Origin of the sequence: uncultured Prevotella sp. (assembly GCF_946407605.1) — a bacterium.
In the GTDB taxonomy this organism is placed as follows: domain Bacteria; phylum Bacteroidota; class Bacteroidia; order Bacteroidales; family Bacteroidaceae; genus Prevotella.
On record NZ_CAMJOS010000004.1, the window covers coordinates 1 to 17,705 of the forward strand.

A 17,705-nucleotide genomic window follows, 5' to 3' on the forward strand; every position below is an offset into this window, starting at 1 on the left:
TGAGGTTCTGAGTAGTAACTCTGTCGCCTCCCATCTGGCCGCCCATGCGCATTCCTTTGAACACCTTGGCGGGATAAGAACAGGCACCGATAGAACCGGGCTTGCGCAGACGGTCGTCCTGACCGTGAGTGCTCTGGCCTACGCCACCGAAACCATGACGCTTCACAACGCCCTGGAAACCTTTACCCTTAGAAGTACCTACAACGTCTACGAACTCTGCATCAGCGAAAAGCTCTACGGTGAGTGTGTCACCCAGGTTGTAGTCCTCTTCAAACTTGAACTCGGCCAAGTGGGCCTTCGGAGTTGTGCCGGCCTTCTTGAACACACCCATCATGGGTTTTGTAGTGTTCTTTTCCTTAGCCTCGCCAAAACCGAGCTGAACGGCTTTGTAACCATCCTTCTCAACTGTCTTGACCTGGGTCACAACGCAAGGACCAACTTCGATAACAGTGCACGGCACGTTCTTGCCGTCGGCACTGAAAACGGATGTCATTCCGATTTTTCTTCCTAATAATCCTGGCATTTCAGTTTAAAATTTAATAATAATGTTATAATACAATGTTTAATTCTCTTTTTTAAGTGTCATTTTGCCTTTTAAACACCTATATACACACAAAAATGAGAAACAGCCCACTCCACCCTTTTGGAGACATAAACTGCTCTTTTTCAGTGTATTGATGGCATTCTGCCAGCGCAATAACCACTTTTGCGGCTGCAAAGGTACACATTTATTTTTATACAACAAGCGCGTATTAGTACATTTTTACAATTATTTAACGTAATTTATAACAACGGGGATGTGTCTTTGCTGACACATCCCCGTCTATTGAAGTTTTATAGTTGTACTTTTCTTATCTGATCACGACCTTCTTGCCTCCGATGATGTAGAGGCCCTTAGCCAATCCATTCAAGCTGTTGCCGTTACGTACCAGCTGACCCTTCATATTATAGATGCCAGCGGGAACCTTCTCAACGTTCTTAGCAAAGTTGGCGATACCCGTAGGCGTAGCACCAGGGATAATCTGCTCATACTTTCCGAAGTATGCCAAATGGAAGTAGTCAATGAATGGCATCTGACCAGACTTATTAGGCAGTTCGATGCGGAAGCCCACCTTTACGCTACCCTTCTCTTCCAGGGTGAAAGGAATATAAGAGTGGAAGTAGTCAGAACCCTTAAGCATATCGTCAATCAAGGTACCATTACCATGACGGTAGTCCCAGTCATTGGTCATAGCCATCATGCCCTCCAATGTCAGACCTAAGGCCTCGTCCTCATAGAAGAAGGGATGTACGTCAGCGCTGTCGTTATTGGCATATACCTTACAGAGGGTCATGTAGTTAGGCAGATTCTCGGCAGTATAGTTAGCCGTAGAATAGGTCATATCAACACGCACTGCAGCTTTGACATCCAGCAGGTAATTACCAGCAGGCAGACCAGCGACGGTCTGGCTGAACTCCTGTGTCGTCTCATCAGGACCAGAGCTACCAAACCACCAGTTCACGCAGTCTGTACCACCAGGCAGTACACCATTCTCCGTCTCCACAGTCCACTCTGTGCCAGCCTCCACGTCGAAGTCAGCGTTCTTAATCATAGAGGTGAAGTCGAACGAGCTACCCTCCTTAGGAGATACGCCACTGACATAGAAGTCATTGATAGCATCGTATATCTGCTGAATCAGAAGGTCGACATCTGTCTTGTCAAACTGAGAAGCCACGGGATCCTCCAGCACGTACTCTGCCTCCTGCATGGCAAGATACAGATCACTCTCCTCAAAGTCAACACCAGTCATATCGACATTCTCTATAGCCTTCTTGGCAGCTTCCAAGGCAACCTGCAGAGCCTCGAGGCTTTCACCCAGCACAGCCTTAGAGTAGTCAGCCAAATACTTGTCCTTGTCGCCAACAAACTGCAGTTCCACCTCGTCCCATGCAATCCAGTTAGCATCAGTATTCTCGTCAATGTAGAGACCAAAGGTCAGCTCACCACCAGCAGTAGGCTTATCAAAACCAATCATATAGATGTTAGCAACGCCATTGGCAGTCTGCACAACCATCTCCTGATCCTGCAGACGCAGTGTGACACCGCTCACCTTCAAGTCAGGCTGATCCTGACGGGTAGCCAGGGCAGCTGCCTTCAGCACGTAGTAACCCTTAGGCAGCTCCAGTCCGCTAGGCAGTTTGTTCACGGTCTGACGTGCATAGTTGGCCTCACCATAGTTGGTATTGTTGACCCAGCACTCCATGAAAGGCTTGCTAAAGTTAGTCACGTTACCAGAAGTATTAATATGCAGAGCAGGATTGGCAGTACCGCCATTCAACACATCCCAGCCATCCATCGAGTTCATGCTACCATTGGTAATCACGTTGGCAGGATATGCATAGCAGGCATTAGCCACACGGAATGTACTCTCAGCCATCTTCAGGTCTTCCAGAGCTACGTCAACAAAAGATGCACCAGCCTCAGCATCATTAGCGAAATCTGTGGCAGCAGAGGCCAGCTGACCCTTGGCGGTGTTAATAGCCTCTTGGAAGGCTGCCACACCATTAGTCATCACGCCCTCAGCAATCAAAGCCTCAGCATTTTCGATGGCAGTCTTGAGGTCGGTATAGTGTTTATTGTATGCATTGAATGTCTTCAGTCCAGCATCCAGTCTTTCCTTGGCATCTGTCAGTTCGTCCAGTGTACCAGTCTCAATCATCGGAGTAATCTCATTGATAAGAGCCTGCAACTCATTACGATAGAAGGGGGCATCCTCGCTGGCCAGTGCAGTAGCGGCGTCAGCAAGAGTCTGTGTCAAAGCCTCCTTAATTGCAGCCAGCTTCTCAGCGTTGACGATGTTGTTATACACCTCGGGGTCACCAATATAATATAAGGTAACGTTATCCCAACCCAGCCAGTTGATGTTCAGATCCTTGAAACGGAAACCGATAGTAGGCTCCTGACCCTCTGTCACATCGAAGTCCACACTAAAAGCAGCAGCCTTATCACCTGTACCGATGTCTGTCAGACCAATCTGACGTACGGCCTCGTCAGCATAGAGTTCAATCGTGGCAGCGTCCTCTGTAACACCCTCGGTACGCTGGTTAATTACCAAGATATCAGCAGTCAGGCGATAGTGTCCTGCGGGCAGACCTGTCACCACCTGTGAGATATTACCCTCGCCGTTGATATTACCTTGAGAGGTGTTTGCCCACTGCTCCACGAACTGCGAGATCATGCAGATATCACCATTCTCCCAAGAGCGGGTGGTCGAGTAGTTCACGCTACGACGGTTCTGCTTGAAGTTCTTCACGGTCCAGCCTGTCACAGATGTCGAGTTGTTACCGTCCTTGTCAAAGCTAGGGTTCTGCACCTTCTCAGTAGCATCAACATGTCCGTTAGCAAAAACGTACTCGTCGATAGCCGACTGCAGCGCAAGCATAGCAGAGCGTACAGCCTCGTTGGTCTCCGAAGTGGTAACAGCAGCCTCTGCATCATCAATGGCACTCTGCAATGCAGCCTTACCATCGGTGTAGTGGTCGCTGGCCACAATAAATTTTGCATCCTCGATAATAGAGGAGAGCGATTTGGTAAAGACAACCTCAGGGTCTTGACCTTCTTCTTGTGCGAAGCCTACTGTCATTGAGAACAGTGCCATCGCCACTAAAAGTAACTTTTTCTTCATAATCGATTGTTTAAGAGTTTGATAGTTGTTTCAGAATTTCGGTGCAAAGATACGTCATTCTTACTAAGAACAACATATATTTTTGGGAAAAGTATAGTGTTTTTTGTCCAAAAAGACTATTACATGGTTGCTTATCCCATGCTTAGCGTCACAGTTCTGCCCTGTGCCATAGACTGTGGCACGTCGACCAGACGCTGGTTGCGGGAGCCTCTGAAACAAAGCGTCTCATCACGCTGTGACTTGACAAAAGGACCGTCGACCAGCACGTCGACATAATTCAGCAGGGCTCGCTGTCGCGGGTTGTTCATCAGGTGCTCAAACGTAAAGCCTGTATAGCACCAGATGGTTTTTGTGGTTCGTGTCTTGATGGCCTGTGCCAGCTCTGCGAACCCCTCGGGCTGATACATCGGGTCGCCACCCGAGAAGGTAACGTTGGCATAGGGGTCTGCCTCAATAATCCGCATAATCTCTTCTGTCGTCATGGGATGTCCTCCGTCGAAATCCCATGACTGCGGGTTATGGCAGCCCTCACACTTATGGCGGCAACCAGCACAATAGATGGAGGTCCGGAAGCCCGGGCCATCCACCATCGTATCTTCTATAATGTTCAGAACACTAATCATCTTCTTCTAGTTGTACTAGTTACTCTAGTCCATTTAGTCTTCCTAGAACAGTTGCTGATCTCCATCATCGATATGGGTAATGCGGTCATTCAGCTCCGCCAGTTTGCCGCTGTTCCAGCGATCTGTGGTTCCTACGAGATAGCCCGTGATGCGCTGCAGACGGTCTATGTTATGACTATGGCAGCGCGGACATTCCTTCAAATCCTGCGTAGCATTCTCGTAGCCGCAGTCCATGCAACGGTTGCGATTATGATTCACCGAGCCGTAACCCATGTTCAGGCGGTCCATCATATCCACCACACTCATTATCACCTGGGGGTTGTGAGTGGCATCGCCGTCAATCTCTACGTAGAAGATATGTCCGCCACGGGTCAGGTCGTGATAAGGCGCCTCTACCTCAGCCTTATGACGAGCTGAGCATTTATAGTACACAGGGACATGGTTCGAATTGGTGTAATAGTCACGGTCCGTGACGCCAGGAATCACACCGAAGTCACGACGGTCTTTCTTCGTAAAGCGACCTGCCAGTCCCTCTGCCGGTGTGGCCAGCACAGAGTAGTTATGATGATATTTCTCGCAGAACTCATTCACTCGGTCACGCATATAGGTGATAATCCTCAGACCCAACTCCTGGGCTTCCTCGCTCTCACCGTGATGCTTGCCAATGAGTGCCACCAAGCACTCGGCTAGTCCTATGAAGCCGATACCCAGCGTACCCTGATTGATAACACTCTCCACCGTATCGTTGGGACCCAGTTTGTCGGCACCTATCCACAGACTCTTCATCAGCAGAGGGAACTGCTTAGCGAAGGCCGTCTTCTGGAACTGGAAACGGTCGTCCAACTGCTTGGCAGTAATCTGCAGCATCTCGTCCAGCTTGGCAAAGAACTGTCCTACGCGCTGTCCCTTATCCTCCACCTCACGACACTCCAGTGCCAGACGCACCAAGTTGATGGTCGAGAACGAGAGGTTGCCACGGCCTATGCTGGTCTTCGGACCAAAACGGTTCTCAAACACACGGGTGCGACAGCCCATGGTAGCCACCTCATGCTGGTAGCGCTCAGGATCGTCAGCTCGCCACTCGTCACATTGGTTGAACGTGGCATCGAGGTTCAGGAAGTTGGGGAAGAACCTGCGTGCCGTTACCTTACAAGCCAGCTGATAGAGATCGAAGTTACGATCCTCTGGCAGGTAGTTCACGCCGCGCTTCTTCTTCCATATCTGAATAGGGAAGATAGCCGTCTCGCCGCCACCTACGCCCTCATAGGTCGAGAGCAGTATCTCACGCATTACACAGCGGCCCTCTGCCGAGGTGTCCGTACCATAATTAATGGATGAGAACACCACCTGGTTGCCACCACGCGAGTGGATAGTGTTCATGTTATGGATAAAAGCCTCCATGGCCTGATGCACACGACCCACCGTCTTGTTGATGGCATGCTGACGCACACGGTCTATACCCTTCATGCCGTCGAGGGGCTGCTTCAGATAGTCCAGCAGCGGCTCATAGTACAGGCTACTATAGTCCTCGCCGTTCAGGTCCTCCAGGTATTTCACCTCTTCTATATATGTAAGGCGCACAAAGGGAGCCAGATAGAAATCGAAGGCAGGAATGGCCTGTCCGCCGTGCATCTCGTTCTGAGCACACTCCAGTGATATACATGCCAGAACCGAGGCTGTCTCAATACGCTTGGCAGGACGTGAGGCGCCATGTCCTGCAATAAAGCCACAGTTCAGTATATGGTCCAGGGGGTGCTGCACACAAGTGAACGACTTCGTGGGATAATAGTCCTTGTCGTGGACGTGCAGATAGTTATGTGCCACAGCCTCGCGACTCTCCTGCGACAGCAGGTAGTCGTCAACAAAGGGTTTGGTGGTCTCCGATGCGAACTTCATCATCATGCCAGCTGGTGTGTCGGCATTCATGTTGGCATTTTCGCGAGTGATATCGTTGTTCTTCACGTTAACGATATCCAGGAACACGTCACGGGTCTTGGCCTTACGGGCTATGCTGCGCTGGTTGCGGTAGGCAATGTATTTCTGGGCCACATCCTTGCGGCTCGATTTCATCAACTCCATCTCCACCAGGTCCTGAATCTCCTCTACGGTCATCTGGCTTTCACCGCGCTGTGCTATGCGGTCTGTAATCTGATATAACAGACGTTCGTCCTCACCCTTGTCGGTGTGGAGCATGGCCTTTCTGATGGCAGCCATCACTTTCTGTTCATTGAAGCCGACGATTCGTCCATCGCGCTTCACTACTGTCTGTATCATAAGTTTATTCGTTTTTAGGTTATCTATGAAAAACGATTGCAAAGATACGAAATTTTGCTGAAATCGCATCCTTGCAACCGTTATTTCTTCTGTTAAAAAAGTTCAATATTCGAACGACGAACCACCAAGGAACTCACGTAACAATGAGGTGGGTGGAATCTGGTCTTCAGGTATAGGCCTTATGTATCTCAGGAACTTACGCAATCTGTAGGCCTCGGCATACTCTGGACAGTTTTCGGGTACCTGTTCAAGTAAAGGTTCAGCCTGACTCTTGATAACAGCCAATTCGAAAAGCATGGCCGAGTTGAACATGGCGTCGGCATTCTCCTGATAGGGGAAAATCCATTTATTCTCGCCCCTACGCACCGAGGGCCAGCGACGGATGGTCTCCTGTGCCGACACTCCACGATACTTATGGTCGCGGATGATACGGCGCAGCAGGCGATTGTCGGTTGTGGGGATATAGTTGTGGTTGTCCAGCAGCAACGTGGTGAGCGCCGAGGCATACACACGGTATATCTGCTCCTGCGGCACACCCTCCATCAGCTCTGGATTCAAGGCGTGAATACCTTCCACCACTAGTATATCATCATCGTTCAACTTCAGTTTCTTTCCACTCTTCACGCTCTTACCCGTGGGGAAGTCATAGCGGGGCAGCTCCACCTCTTCGCCACAGAACAGGGCATTCATCTGTTCCCTCAGTAGCGGCAGGTTCAGGGCGTGCAGGTTCTCAAAGTCATAGTCGCCACTCTCATCGCGGGGCGTCAGCTCGCGGTCCAGGAAGTAGTCGTCCAGCGAAATGCCGATAGGCTTGATGCTGTTTACGGCCAGCTGCACCGAGAGTCGTTTGCAGGTAGTGGTCTTGCCACTCGACGACGGACCAGCAATCAGCACCAGCTTGATGCCTTTCCTGTTGGCTATCTCATCGGCAATGCGTGCAATCTTCTTCTCCTGCAGAGCCTCGCTAATCTGAATCAGCTGCGAGCTGAATCCACGATCAATACACTCATTCAGGTCGCCAATGGTGCGCATACCCAGAATATCCTGCCAGCGATGGTGCTCCTTGAATATGCCGAACATCTTGTCCTGCATCACAATCTCACCAAGTTCCTCAGGATGCTCTGTCGAGGGTATCCGTAGCAGCAGTCCGTCATAGTATTTCTCCAGTCCGAAGAGGTATATCTGCGACGTGTGGGTCAGCAAAGCACCATAGAAATAGTCGTAATAATCGTCTATATCATAGAAAGTGGTATAGAGCGAACCTGAGCTTTTCAGCAGCTTCACCTTCGAGTAGGTATGCAGGATATTGAACATGTGAATGGCATCCTCAGTGGTAGTCTCATGACGGTGAATAGGATAGTCGGCATCTATAATCTCCTGCATGCGCTTACGGATATTCCCTGCATCCTCAAGGGTCACAGGGTGACCAATGTCCAAATCCACATAATAGCCGTTGCTTACGGGTATGTCGATAGCCACTTTACAGGGCGAGTACAGGTCGTGCACAGCCTTGCAGAGGATGAAGAACAGCGTTCGGGTATAGGCACGCTGTCCTGATGTCGAGGTAATATCCAAGAACTCCACGTTCTTGGGTTTATAGAGACGGTAGTGCATACCCTCCACCTTATTATTTACATGCGCGAGGATTGGCTCGTGTGTCATTTCAAGCCCCATCGCCATGTAAGCATCCTGCAACATGCTGCCCATTGGTATTTCATAAGTCTGACCATTGTTCAGACAGTTAACCTTGACTGTTTTTTCCATTGTCGTAATATTAGTTGGGTGCAAATTTACAAAAAGTTTCTTGAAAAAAATTCCTTTTTTCATTTTTTTTTATTAATTTTGCCCACGAATTCCGAAACCTAACAAGCAATTAATATGATACTCACAATCTTCACGATGCTCGGCTCGCTGGCGCTTCTTATGTTTGGTATGAAGTCCATGAGTGAGGCCCTGCAGAAAATGGCTGGTCCACAGTTGCGTCACGCATTAGGAGCCATGACATCCAATCGCATTACTGGATTGTTAACTGGCTCTGTCGTAACAGCCTCTGTGCAGTCATCAACGGCTACCACCGTGATGACTGTTTCGTTTGTTAATGCTGGTCTTCTCACGCTGGCCCAGGCCATTTCGGTCATCATGGGTGCGAATATCGGCACCACGTTCACTGCGTGGATTATGGCATTGGGAGCATCGTTCGACATCAGCATCGTCTCATATATCGGATTCTTCCTGGGCATCATCCTCATCTATATGAAGAAGCACCGCTATATCGGCGACTTCCTCTTCGGATTGGGTTTGCTGCTTTTAGGACTCACCACGCTGCGTCTTACAGGACAGAAAATGGACCTGGGACATAATGAAGCCGTGCTGAGTTTCTTTGCCTCTTTTCCCAAAGACTCCTATCTCACCGTCTTCGCATTCCTGCTTCTTGGTGGCGTGCTGACCTTCTGCGTGCAGTCCTCTGCTGCCGTGATGGCTATCACCATGCTGCTCTGCGGCAGTGGCGCCATGCCTATCTCAATGGGTATCGCGCTGGTGCTGGGTGAAAATATCGGAACGACTATTACTTCAAACCTAGCTGCTCTCTCTGCCAATACGCAAGCCCGCCGTGCTGCTCTGGCCCACATGTTCTTTAATATCTTCGGCGTGCTCTGGATACTCTTTGTGTTCTTCTGGTTCGTCGAGGGTGTACAATGGGTTGTCGAGTATTTGGGCAGAGAGATGTTCCATCAAGATATGGCCCATATGGCTAAGGACAAATACCTCACATTCGTACTGGCTGCCTTCCACTCGGGCTTTAACATCATCAATGCCAGCATCCTCATCTGGTTCATTCCTCAAATTGAGAAGTTCGTATGCTGGGTTATCAAGCCCAAGAAGGTGGACGAGGAAGAGGACTTCCGCCTGCACTTCATTACGGCTGGCTTCATGAAGACCCCAGAACTTTCGGTGCTCGAGGCTCAGAAGGAGATTCAGTCCTTCTCCGAGCGTATGCAGCGCATGTTTAGCATGGTGCAGGAATTGCTCGACCTCTCATCGAGCGAGCACAGCAAGGAGAAGAACAACGAGCAGGACTTCAACAAACTCTATACCCGTATTGAGAAGTACGAAGGCATCTCCGACAATATGGAGCTCGAGATTGCCAAGTACCTCGAGAGCGTCAGCGATGCACACCTCTCTGACGACACCAAGGGTAAGATTCGCGCCATGCTGCGTGAGGTCAGCGAACTCGAGTCTATTGGCGATGCCTGCTTCAACATGGCTCGCACCATCAACCGCAAGTATTCCGCCAAGGCCGACCACTTCATCGAGAAGCAGTATAACCACCTGCACCAGATGATGGCACTCACCGACCAGGCACTCACCCAGATGAACAAACTGATGGGAGGACGCAAGGAGGCTTACGACGTCAACCGCACGTTCAACATCGAGAACGAGATGAATAACTACCGCAACCAGTTGAAGGCTCAGAACATCATCGATGTGAACAACCACTTATACACCTACGCCGAGGGAACCATCTATATCGACCTCATCAACGAGTGCGAGAAACTGGGCGACTATGTGGTCAACGTTGTAGAGGCCCGTATGGGAACCAGACAGAGGGAACCCTAATTCTTTCCTCCTGTCGCTCATCACCTATCATCATTAATCAAAGAGATAGGCTCCAACACTCAAAGAGATAGGGGTTTTACCCCCATAGGAATGATTCCTTTCAATGAAAGGTCCTATCTCTTTAAATGATGGAGCCTATCTCTTTAACTCTTGGAGCCTATCCCTTTAATTAAGGCACCATTTGATAAGGGATTACTTGATGTTCAGCACCACGATAGACTTGGCAGGCACCTGCACGGTGAGGACATTGTTTTTCAACTTAGCATCGTTGAAGGCCTTAGGCGACACCACCTCAGGATGCTGGAAGTCATTAAAGTCATCCACCTTCTTCGAGGTAAGTATCTCACCACTAACACTCTTTGCCTGATAGCCTTCGAGACTGAAGTCAATGGTCTGCGCCTTATCGAGGCTCACATTGGTGATGGCCAACACGAGACTGCCGTCAACAGTCTTGGCAGCCGAGGCCGACAGCATAGGACAAGGACGATAACCTGCATCCTTGGCACCCTCCTTCTCCTTGAAGTAAGCCTTACTCACCTGAATAGTCTCAGTAGGCAGATCGACAGGCAGATAGGTAGCCTCCTGGAACGGCGTGTACATCTTAAATACATGATAGGTTGGTGTGAGCACCATGTGACCCGTGCCCTCCTGGTCTGTCAGTATCATCGACTGCAACACATTGACAATCTGTGCAATGTTTGCCATCTTCACACGATCGGTGTACTTATGGAAGACATTCAACGACAGCGATGCTACGAATGCGTCACGCAGGGCGTTCTGCTGATACAGGTGACCAGAGATGGTGCCTGGTTCCTCGTCCCACCATGTGCCCCACTCATCTACAAGTAGGCCAACGGTATTCTTCGGATCTTTCTCGTCCATGATGGCCTTATGGCGCTTGATGACATCCTCTATCTCCAAGCATTTTCCCAGTGCCCAGTAGTACTGGTCGTTGGTGAACTTCGTGGCAGAGCCTTTAGGACCGTCCCAGCCAGAACAGGTATAATAATGGAGAGACACACCCTGCATCCTGTTGCCAATCTTCTCCATCAGCACCTCCGTCCAATTATAGTCATAGTCAGAGGCACCACTACCAATACGATAGAGCTTGTTGCCAGTATAGTCGCGCAGGTAGGTGTTGAACTTACGGAACTCGTCGCTGTAGTATTCTGGCGTCATGTTACCACCACAGCCCCAGGCCTCGTTACCAATGCCAAAGTATTTCACGTGCCAAGCCTTATCTCTGCCGTTCTGACGGCGCAGGCGAGCCATTGGAGTGTCGCCGTCTGAGGTCATATACTCCACCCACTGGGCCATCTCCTTCACCGTGCCTGAGCCCACGTTGCCGCTGATATAAGGCTCGCAGTCCAGCATCTCGCAGAGGTTCAAGAACTCATGTGTACCAAACGAGTTATCCTCGATGGTGCCGCCCCAGTTGTTGTTACGCAGCGACGGACGCTGGTCTTTCGGACCAATACCATCCATCCAATGATAGTCATCGGCAAAGCAGCCACCTGGCCAGCGCAGCACAGGTACCTTCAGGGCTTTCAGGGCCTCGAACACGTCCTTGCGGTAGCCCTTGATGTTAGGAATCTTCGAGTCCTCGCCCACCCAGAGGCCGCCATAGATGCAGGTGCCTAGGTGCTCAGAGAACTGTCCATAAATTTCACGATTAATCTTGGCTCCAGCCTGATCGGCGTGAACCGTAGCCTTGATGGCATCCGCTGCTGAAGCAGTAGCGGTGACAGCCAATGCGATGGCTGTTGTCAGAATCACTTTCTTCATGTTGTCTTAGGATGTTATTGTTGTGAATGTTTATGCTTTCTTGGTTCGTGTGGCCCAGATGAAGTAGCACATCAGGAGGATGTAGGCCGCAAGGGCTGCAAACTCCGACAGCGGATTGGCCAGCCATTCGCCATTGATGAAGTCCAGTCCACCAAAGCGCAACAGGGCGCTGATAACTCCCATCAAAGCACCGCCAGCGATGAAGCCCGAGGCGATGAGGGTACCCTTCTCGCCACGTTTGTCGTTCACCTCTTTATCTTTAGAGCGAGTGGTGACATACCAGTTGATGGCGCCGCCCACCAGCAGCGGGATGTTCAGGTCCAGAGGGATAAACATACCTAATGCAAAGGCCAATGCGGGAATCTTCAGCCACGTCAGCACGATAGCCAGCAGGGCACCGATGCCATAGAGCAGCCAGGGTGCACCAGCACCATTCATCATCGGCTCAATGACAGCCGCCATCGCGTTAGCCTGCGGAGCTACGAGATGTCCCTCCTGGTTGGGGTCGAAGCCGTAAGTCTGATTCAGCAGCATCATCACGCCACCAACAGTAGCAGCAGACACCAACGTACCCAGGAACTTCCATTGCTGCTGTTTCTTAGGTGTCGAGCCCAGCCAGTAGCCAATCTTCAGGTCCGTCACAAAACAGCCTGCCATAGACAGTGCGGTACACACCACGCCACCCATGATCAGTGCTGCCAGCATACCACCCGCGCCGTTCAGTCCCACTGCCGCCATCACCACCGATGCCAGTATCAGCGTCATCAGCGTCATGCCAGAAACAGGGTTCGAACCCACAATGGCGATGGCGTTAGCAGCCACCGTGGTAAAGAGGAATGCAATGACGGTGACCAGCAGGATAGCCACTACGGCAAACAGCAGGTTGTGCATCACGCCGAGCCAGAAGAACACAAACGTCACCAGCAGTGCCGTTATCGACGCCAGACCTATGAACTTAAACGACAGGTCCTTATCCGTACGACGAGACACCGGCTCGTCTCCCTTTCCGCCCTTCATCTCCTTGGCAGCCAGTCCCACGGCATTCTTGATGATGCCCCACGACTTGATGATGCCAATGATGCCAGCCATTGCAATACCGCCGATACCTATCGAGCGGGCGTAGGTCTTGAATATCTCTTCAGGCGACATCGCACCTACTGCTGTGGTAGCCTCCACGCCACCCAAGCTCAGCGTCTCGTCGCCAAAGATAAGGGCCATGCCTGGTACGATGAGCCACCATACAGCCACCGAGCCCAAACAGATATACATGGCATATTTCAGTCCGATGATATAGCCCAGTCCCAGCACTGCTGCCGAAGTGTTACATTTAAACACCAGCTTCGTCTTGTCGGCGAGTACCTCGCCCCAGCCTATCATGCGGCTCGTCACTGTCTCGTTCCACCAGCCAAAGGTAGCCACGACGAAGTCATAAAGACCACCCACCAATCCTGCCAGCAACAGCGGCTTGGCCTGGTCGCCACCCTTGGCACCGTTAACCAGCACCTGTGTAGTGGCAGTTGCCTCAGGGAACGGGTACTTACCATGCATCTCGCTGACGAAATACTTTCTGAAAGGAATCAGAAAAAGGATGCCAAGGATACCACCTAATGCCGAGGCCATGAACACCTGCAGGAACGATGCCGACATCTCTGGATACTTGGCCTGCAGAATATAGATGGCAGGCAAAGTAAAGATGGCACCAGCCACCACAGCACCCGAACAGGCACCTATCGACTGGATTATCACATTCTCGCCCAGCGCCTTCGAGCGGCGGGCTGCCGTAGATACACCCACGGCAATGATGGCAATGGGAATGGCAGCCTCGAACACCTGTCCCACCTTTAGTCCCAGATAGGCAGCGGCAGCAGAGAAGAGCATTGCCATGAGTACGCCCCACGTCACTGACCACCCATTCACCTCGGGGTAGTGCCCCTGAGGCGACATCAACGGCTCATAATGTTCGCCGTCCTTTAACTCCCGGAACGCATTCTCCGGCAGTTGCGTCTTAATATCTTCCATATATTTAATGATTAATTATTCATCGATTCAGCTAAGGTTCTTCATCCTTTCCAGCGCCTCCGTCAGCACCGCTTTCGGACAGGCGAGGTTCAAGCGGATATAACCCTCGCCACTCTGTGGACCGTATATTGTGCCTGGGTTCACCCACACCTTCGCTTTCTTGAGCAGGAGGTCGGCATAGCCCTGAGATGACAGCCCAGTGGCGGAGATATCGACCCACGACAGATAGGTGCCCTCAAGAGGCATGACCTTCCACTGCGGAATATTCTTTGCAGCGAAATCGCAAAGCAAACAATAGTTGCCCCATAGATACTTGTTCAACTCATCAATCCAGTCTCCGCTCTCGTTATAGGCCGCCATCAGGGCCACGGGACCGAAGGGGTTCAGGTCGCACACCTCATTAATATTAATAGCACGATCCAGACGGCGACGCCAGTCAGGACGCACGCAGATGATATTGGCCGTTTGCAGTCCTGCAATATTGAACGACTTCGAAGGTGAGTTCAGTATTACGCTGTTCTGTCGGCACGATTCACTCACAGCTGCAAAAGGCCGGAACCTATAGCCAGGCATCACCAGTTCACAGTGTATCTCGTCGCTCACCACCTTCACGTTGTGCTTCATGCAGATATCGTTCATCCGGCTCAGTTCCTCATTCATCCACACACGACCCGTCGGGTTGTGAGGATTGCATAGTAGGAATAACGTTGTCTTCTCATCGGCACACTTGGCTTCAAAGTCTTGCCAATCAACCTCGAAGCGAGGTTTGTTGTCACTGCGGCTCAGCAACAGGTTCGACTCCAGAACCTCGCAGCCATTATTGCGGATGGAGGAGAAGAAACAGTTATAGTCGGGCGAGAGTATCAGCACCTTTTCGCCTGGCATGGTCAGTGCCTTGATAGCTACCGACATTGCTGGCACCACCCCTGTGGTATAGAGGATTTCCTCACGGTGGATGGTCCACTGATGACGACGCTGAAACCACGAGACCACAGCCTCATAGTAAGGCTTCCCTACCTCAGTATAGCCAAACACCCCATGCTCAGCCCGCTGGTGGATGGCTTCCTGTATGGCTGGTGCCGCCTTGAAGTCCATATCTGCCACCCACAAGGGTATCACATCATCACTAGGCATCAAATCCCATTTCACGCAGCCTGTGCCACGACGGGTTATTATCTCATCGAAATTGTATTTCATTGTCTAATTGTTATTACACAGTCATTCGGTGCCTTAACGTTCTCATCGATAGTAATCGAGCCTATCGAGTCTGCCACGATACGCCCGCTGCTGGGATTCTTTATATTCTCGATGTGGCCGCGGATATCGGCATGAACATCGCTATACTCAAACACACGGTCGCAGGCCTTGTCGAAAGTGCAGTTCTCCAACACCAGTCCCTGGGCGTAGCACAGCAACTGCTCACCTGCCAGATGACAGTTTACCAAACGAACATTCTTTGAGTGCCACGCCAGATACTCACCATCGAGCAGTGAGTCGTAGATGGTGATGTTCTCACACTCCCAGAACGAGTCCTTCGTCACAATGTTCGCATTCCTAAGTTCCACGTTCTTGCAGTACTGGAACACATATTTCGAATCTGTCTGCAGTCCGTCAATCCTGACATTGTCACAGAACATAAACGGATAGGTGCCTTCATGCAGCACCAGGTTCTTTGCCTCGATGTTCTGGCATCGCCAGAAAGTCTCATCAGCATCGTTGATGGTCACATCCTCCAGATAGAGGTCGTGCATCTCACGAAACATCTTCGGAGCATCAATCTGAGTATGACGCATGTCCAGATGGTCGCTATACCACAACGCCGAACGGGCGCCAGCATCAAACTGGCACCTATTTATCTTAAAGCCGTGGACATGCCAAAACGGGTACTTGCCCCAGAAGCGACAGTCCTCTGCCTCTATGTCTGAGCACTCTTTGATAGCACTCTCACCATCGCCGATAGTCACCTGCTCCAAGCGCAGGTGATGCCTCTCGAAGAGGGGGCGCTCGCCCTCAAAATGCATCTTCCTTAATGTGTCCATCCGTGATATGTTGGTTTTCAGTTCGCAAAGATACAACTTTTTCCGAAAAAAACACATTTGTTTTCGAAATATTCTTTATCTTTGCAGTCAAAACCAAAAACTCTTGAGTATGAAAAAGAAAATTGTAGTCCTTACTGGTGCTGGCATGTCAGTAGAGAGCGGCCTGCGCACCTTCCGCGATGCTGACGGACTGTGGGAGGAATATCCCGTTGCCAAAGTGGCCACCCACGAGGGTTGGGAGGCCGACCCCACCCTGGTTACTAACTTCTATAACATGCTCCGTAAGAAGTGCTGGGGCGTGAAGCCCAACGAGGGACATAAGCTCGTAGCTGCCCTTGAGGATAAGTACAACGTCACCGTCGTCACTCAGAATGTCGACAACCTGCACGAGCAGGCCGGCTCTTCTAATGTTATCCACCTACACGGCGAACTGATGAAGGTCTGTTCAAGTCGTGATGTCGACGATCCCCGTTATCAACAGACACTCACACCCGATAACTGTGAGATTACTCCTGGCACCAAAGCTGGCGATGGTTCGCTGTTGCGCCCCTTCATCGTATTCTTCGGCGAGGCCGTACCAATGATTTCTGCCGCTGCCGAAGAGGCTCAGACTGCCGACATCTTTATCATCATCGGCACCAGCCTCAACGTGTACCCCGCTGCTGGTCTCGTTCACTATGTGCGTCCCGGCACCCCCATCTATCTCATCGACCCCAATCCAGTTAGTGCAGGCTCTAACGTAAAACAGATTCAAAAGGGCGCCAGCGAAGGTATGAAAGAGCTTTGGGATAAACTCATGAATTAATTTATTCGGAAATAAACATGAAAGCAATACAATGTTTTGACGAGCTGACAGAACATCTGAAAGCGAGTGGTGTTAAACGCAGAGTGGCTGTAGTCTGCGGACAAGACGAGAGTACAAAAGGGGCTGTGATGCGAGCTAAGGAGGCCGGTTTTGCAGAGCCTATCTTTGTGGACAACGAGGATGTGGATATAGCTGCGGCACAAGCAGTTGCATTGGTTCGCGAGGGTAAGGCCGATGTCATCATGAAGGGACTGCTGAATACCGACAACCTGCTGAAAGCTATCCTGAACAAAGAGTGTGGCATACTGCCCAAGGGCCAGGTGCTGACCCATCTAACCTGCGCCAAGCTGCCGATGTATGAAAAGCTGCTGTTTATAACCGATGTAGCTGTGATTCCCTACCCCACCAAAGAACAGCGCGAGCAGCAGTTGATCTATCTGCTGGGACTCTGCAGGAAAATGGGGGTCGAAGAGCCGCGCATTGCCCTCATCAGTTGTTCAGAGAAAGTTAACCCCAAGCATTTCCCCTGCACGGTGGAGTATCAGGAGTTAGTAGAAAAGACGAAGACGGGTGCCTTCGGTCCCTGCATTGTCGATGGTCCGCTCGACTTGAAGACATCGCTCTCGCCTGCCGCCCTGCACAAGAAAGGACTGAGCTCACCGCTGGAAGGTCGTTCCGACGGACTCATTTTCTCTGACATCCAGGCTGGCAACGTCTTTTACAAGACCATCACACTCTTCTGCGAGGCCCAGACAGCCGCTATCCTGCAAGGTCCGCAGGTGCCAGTGGTGCTGACCTCACGTGCCGACTCACCTGACAACAAGTTCTATTCTTTAGCCCTGGCATGCGTCTAAATCCATAGTCTCAAACCTAAGAC

12 protein-coding genes are annotated in these 17,705 nt (G+C 50.9%); 3 read left to right on the plus strand and 9 right to left on the minus strand.

What is annotated here, in order from left to right:
• From rplC to Q0R57_RS02935, 5 genes are all read right to left on the minus strand, one after another.
• Nucleotides 1–523: 50S ribosomal protein L3 (rplC, locus tag Q0R57_RS02915; protein ID WP_294743749.1), on the minus strand; the 523-nt coding region annotated here is incomplete at its 3' end.
• Between the two features lie 328 nt (nucleotides 524–851).
• A complete protein-coding gene (locus Q0R57_RS02920; RefSeq protein WP_294743751.1) occupies nucleotides 852–3,665 on the minus strand; it encodes a hypothetical protein in 2,814 nt (937 codons plus the stop codon).
• Nucleotides 3,666–3,796: 131 nt separating this feature from the next.
• The gene (gene nrdG / locus Q0R57_RS02925) at nucleotides 3,797–4,288 is read right to left on the minus strand and encodes an anaerobic ribonucleoside-triphosphate reductase activating protein (RefSeq protein WP_294743753.1); all 492 of its coding nucleotides are present in this window, start codon (nucleotides 4,286–4,288) and stop codon (nucleotides 3,797–3,799) included.
• 42 nt (nucleotides 4,289–4,330) lie between these two features.
• Nucleotides 4,331–6,562, minus strand: a complete 2,232-nt coding sequence (locus tag Q0R57_RS02930; RefSeq protein WP_294743754.1) for an anaerobic ribonucleoside triphosphate reductase — start codon at nucleotides 6,560–6,562, stop codon at nucleotides 4,331–4,333.
• A gap of 102 nt (nucleotides 6,563–6,664) precedes the next feature.
• Nucleotides 6,665–8,326, minus strand: a complete 1,662-nt coding sequence (locus Q0R57_RS02935; RefSeq protein WP_294743755.1) for a nucleoside kinase — start codon at nucleotides 8,324–8,326, stop codon at nucleotides 6,665–6,667.
• Between the two features lie 114 nt (nucleotides 8,327–8,440).
• Here Q0R57_RS02935 and Q0R57_RS02940 point away from each other — a divergent pair, with 114 nt between their 5' ends.
• On the plus strand, nucleotides 8,441–10,180 hold the full coding sequence (locus tag Q0R57_RS02940; RefSeq protein ID WP_294743756.1) for a Na/Pi cotransporter family protein: 1,740 nt from the start codon (nucleotides 8,441–8,443) through the stop codon (nucleotides 10,178–10,180).
• Nucleotides 10,181–10,372: 192 nt separating this feature from the next.
• Here the strand turns inward: Q0R57_RS02940 and Q0R57_RS02945 are convergent, their stop codons facing one another.
• The 4 genes from Q0R57_RS02945 to Q0R57_RS02960 are packed head-to-tail and all read right to left on the minus strand — an operon-like array spanning nucleotide 10,373 to nucleotide 16,023.
• The gene (locus tag Q0R57_RS02945; RefSeq protein ID WP_294743757.1) at nucleotides 10,373–11,965 is read right to left on the minus strand and encodes an alpha-L-arabinofuranosidase C-terminal domain-containing protein; all 1,593 of its coding nucleotides are present in this window, start codon (nucleotides 11,963–11,965) and stop codon (nucleotides 10,373–10,375) included.
• 30 nt (nucleotides 11,966–11,995) lie between these two features.
• Nucleotides 11,996–13,984 carry an oligopeptide transporter, OPT family gene (locus Q0R57_RS02950; protein WP_294743758.1) on the minus strand — a complete coding sequence of 663 codons (1,989 nt, stop codon included), beginning with the start codon at nucleotides 13,982–13,984 and terminating at the stop codon, nucleotides 11,996–11,998.
• Nucleotides 13,985–14,011: 27 nt separating this feature from the next.
• The gene (locus Q0R57_RS02955; protein ID WP_294743760.1) at nucleotides 14,012–15,181 is read right to left on the minus strand and encodes a MalY/PatB family protein; all 1,170 of its coding nucleotides are present in this window, start codon (nucleotides 15,179–15,181) and stop codon (nucleotides 14,012–14,014) included.
• A complete protein-coding gene (locus Q0R57_RS02960) occupies nucleotides 15,178–16,023 on the minus strand; it encodes a DUF3737 family protein (RefSeq protein WP_294743762.1) in 846 nt (281 codons plus the stop codon). Before Q0R57_RS02960 ends, Q0R57_RS02955 begins: the two co-directional genes overlap by 4 nt.
• 109 nt (nucleotides 16,024–16,132) lie before the next feature.
• On the opposite strand from Q0R57_RS02960, the gene Q0R57_RS02965 reads away from it, so the two are divergent.
• A complete protein-coding gene (locus Q0R57_RS02965; RefSeq protein WP_294743764.1) occupies nucleotides 16,133–16,828 on the plus strand; it encodes an NAD-dependent deacylase in 696 nt (231 codons plus the stop codon).
• 17 nt (nucleotides 16,829–16,845) lie between these two features.
• On the plus strand, nucleotides 16,846–17,682 hold the full coding sequence (locus Q0R57_RS02970) for a phosphate acyltransferase (RefSeq protein WP_294743766.1): 837 nt from the start codon (nucleotides 16,846–16,848) through the stop codon (nucleotides 17,680–17,682).
• The last annotated feature ends 23 nt before the right edge of the window (nucleotides 17,683–17,705 follow it).

What these genes read in the sequence shown, in the direction of transcription:
- Q0R57_RS02920 (WP_294743751.1), bottom strand. Translation starts at nt 3,665, where the DNA reads ATGAAGAAAAAGTTACTTTTAGTGGCGATGGCACTGTTCTCAATGACA.
- nrdG (WP_294743753.1), bottom strand. Translation starts at nt 4,288, where the DNA reads ATGATTAGTGTTCTGAACATTATAGAAGATACGATGGTGGATGGCCCG.
- Q0R57_RS02930 (WP_294743754.1), bottom strand. Translation starts at nt 6,562, where the DNA reads ATGATACAGACAGTAGTGAAGCGCGATGGACGAATCGTCGGCTTCAAT.
- Q0R57_RS02935 (WP_294743755.1), bottom strand. Translation starts at nt 8,326, where the DNA reads ATGGAAAAAACAGTCAAGGTTAACTGTCTGAACAATGGTCAGACTTAT.
- Q0R57_RS02940 (WP_294743756.1), top strand. Translation starts at nt 8,441, where the DNA reads ATGATACTCACAATCTTCACGATGCTCGGCTCGCTGGCGCTTCTTATG.
- Q0R57_RS02945 (WP_294743757.1), bottom strand. Translation starts at nt 11,965, where the DNA reads ATGAAGAAAGTGATTCTGACAACAGCCATCGCATTGGCTGTCACCGCT.
- Q0R57_RS02950 (WP_294743758.1), bottom strand. Translation starts at nt 13,984, where the DNA reads ATGGAAGATATTAAGACGCAACTGCCGGAGAATGCGTTCCGGGAGTTA.
- Q0R57_RS02955 (WP_294743760.1), bottom strand. Translation starts at nt 15,181, where the DNA reads ATGAAATACAATTTCGATGAGATAATAACCCGTCGTGGCACAGGCTGC.
- Q0R57_RS02960 (WP_294743762.1), bottom strand. Translation starts at nt 16,023, where the DNA reads ATGGACACATTAAGGAAGATGCATTTTGAGGGCGAGCGCCCCCTCTTC.
- Q0R57_RS02965 (WP_294743764.1), top strand. Translation starts at nt 16,133, where the DNA reads ATGAAAAAGAAAATTGTAGTCCTTACTGGTGCTGGCATGTCAGTAGAG.
- Q0R57_RS02970 (WP_294743766.1), top strand. Translation starts at nt 16,846, where the DNA reads ATGAAAGCAATACAATGTTTTGACGAGCTGACAGAACATCTGAAAGCG.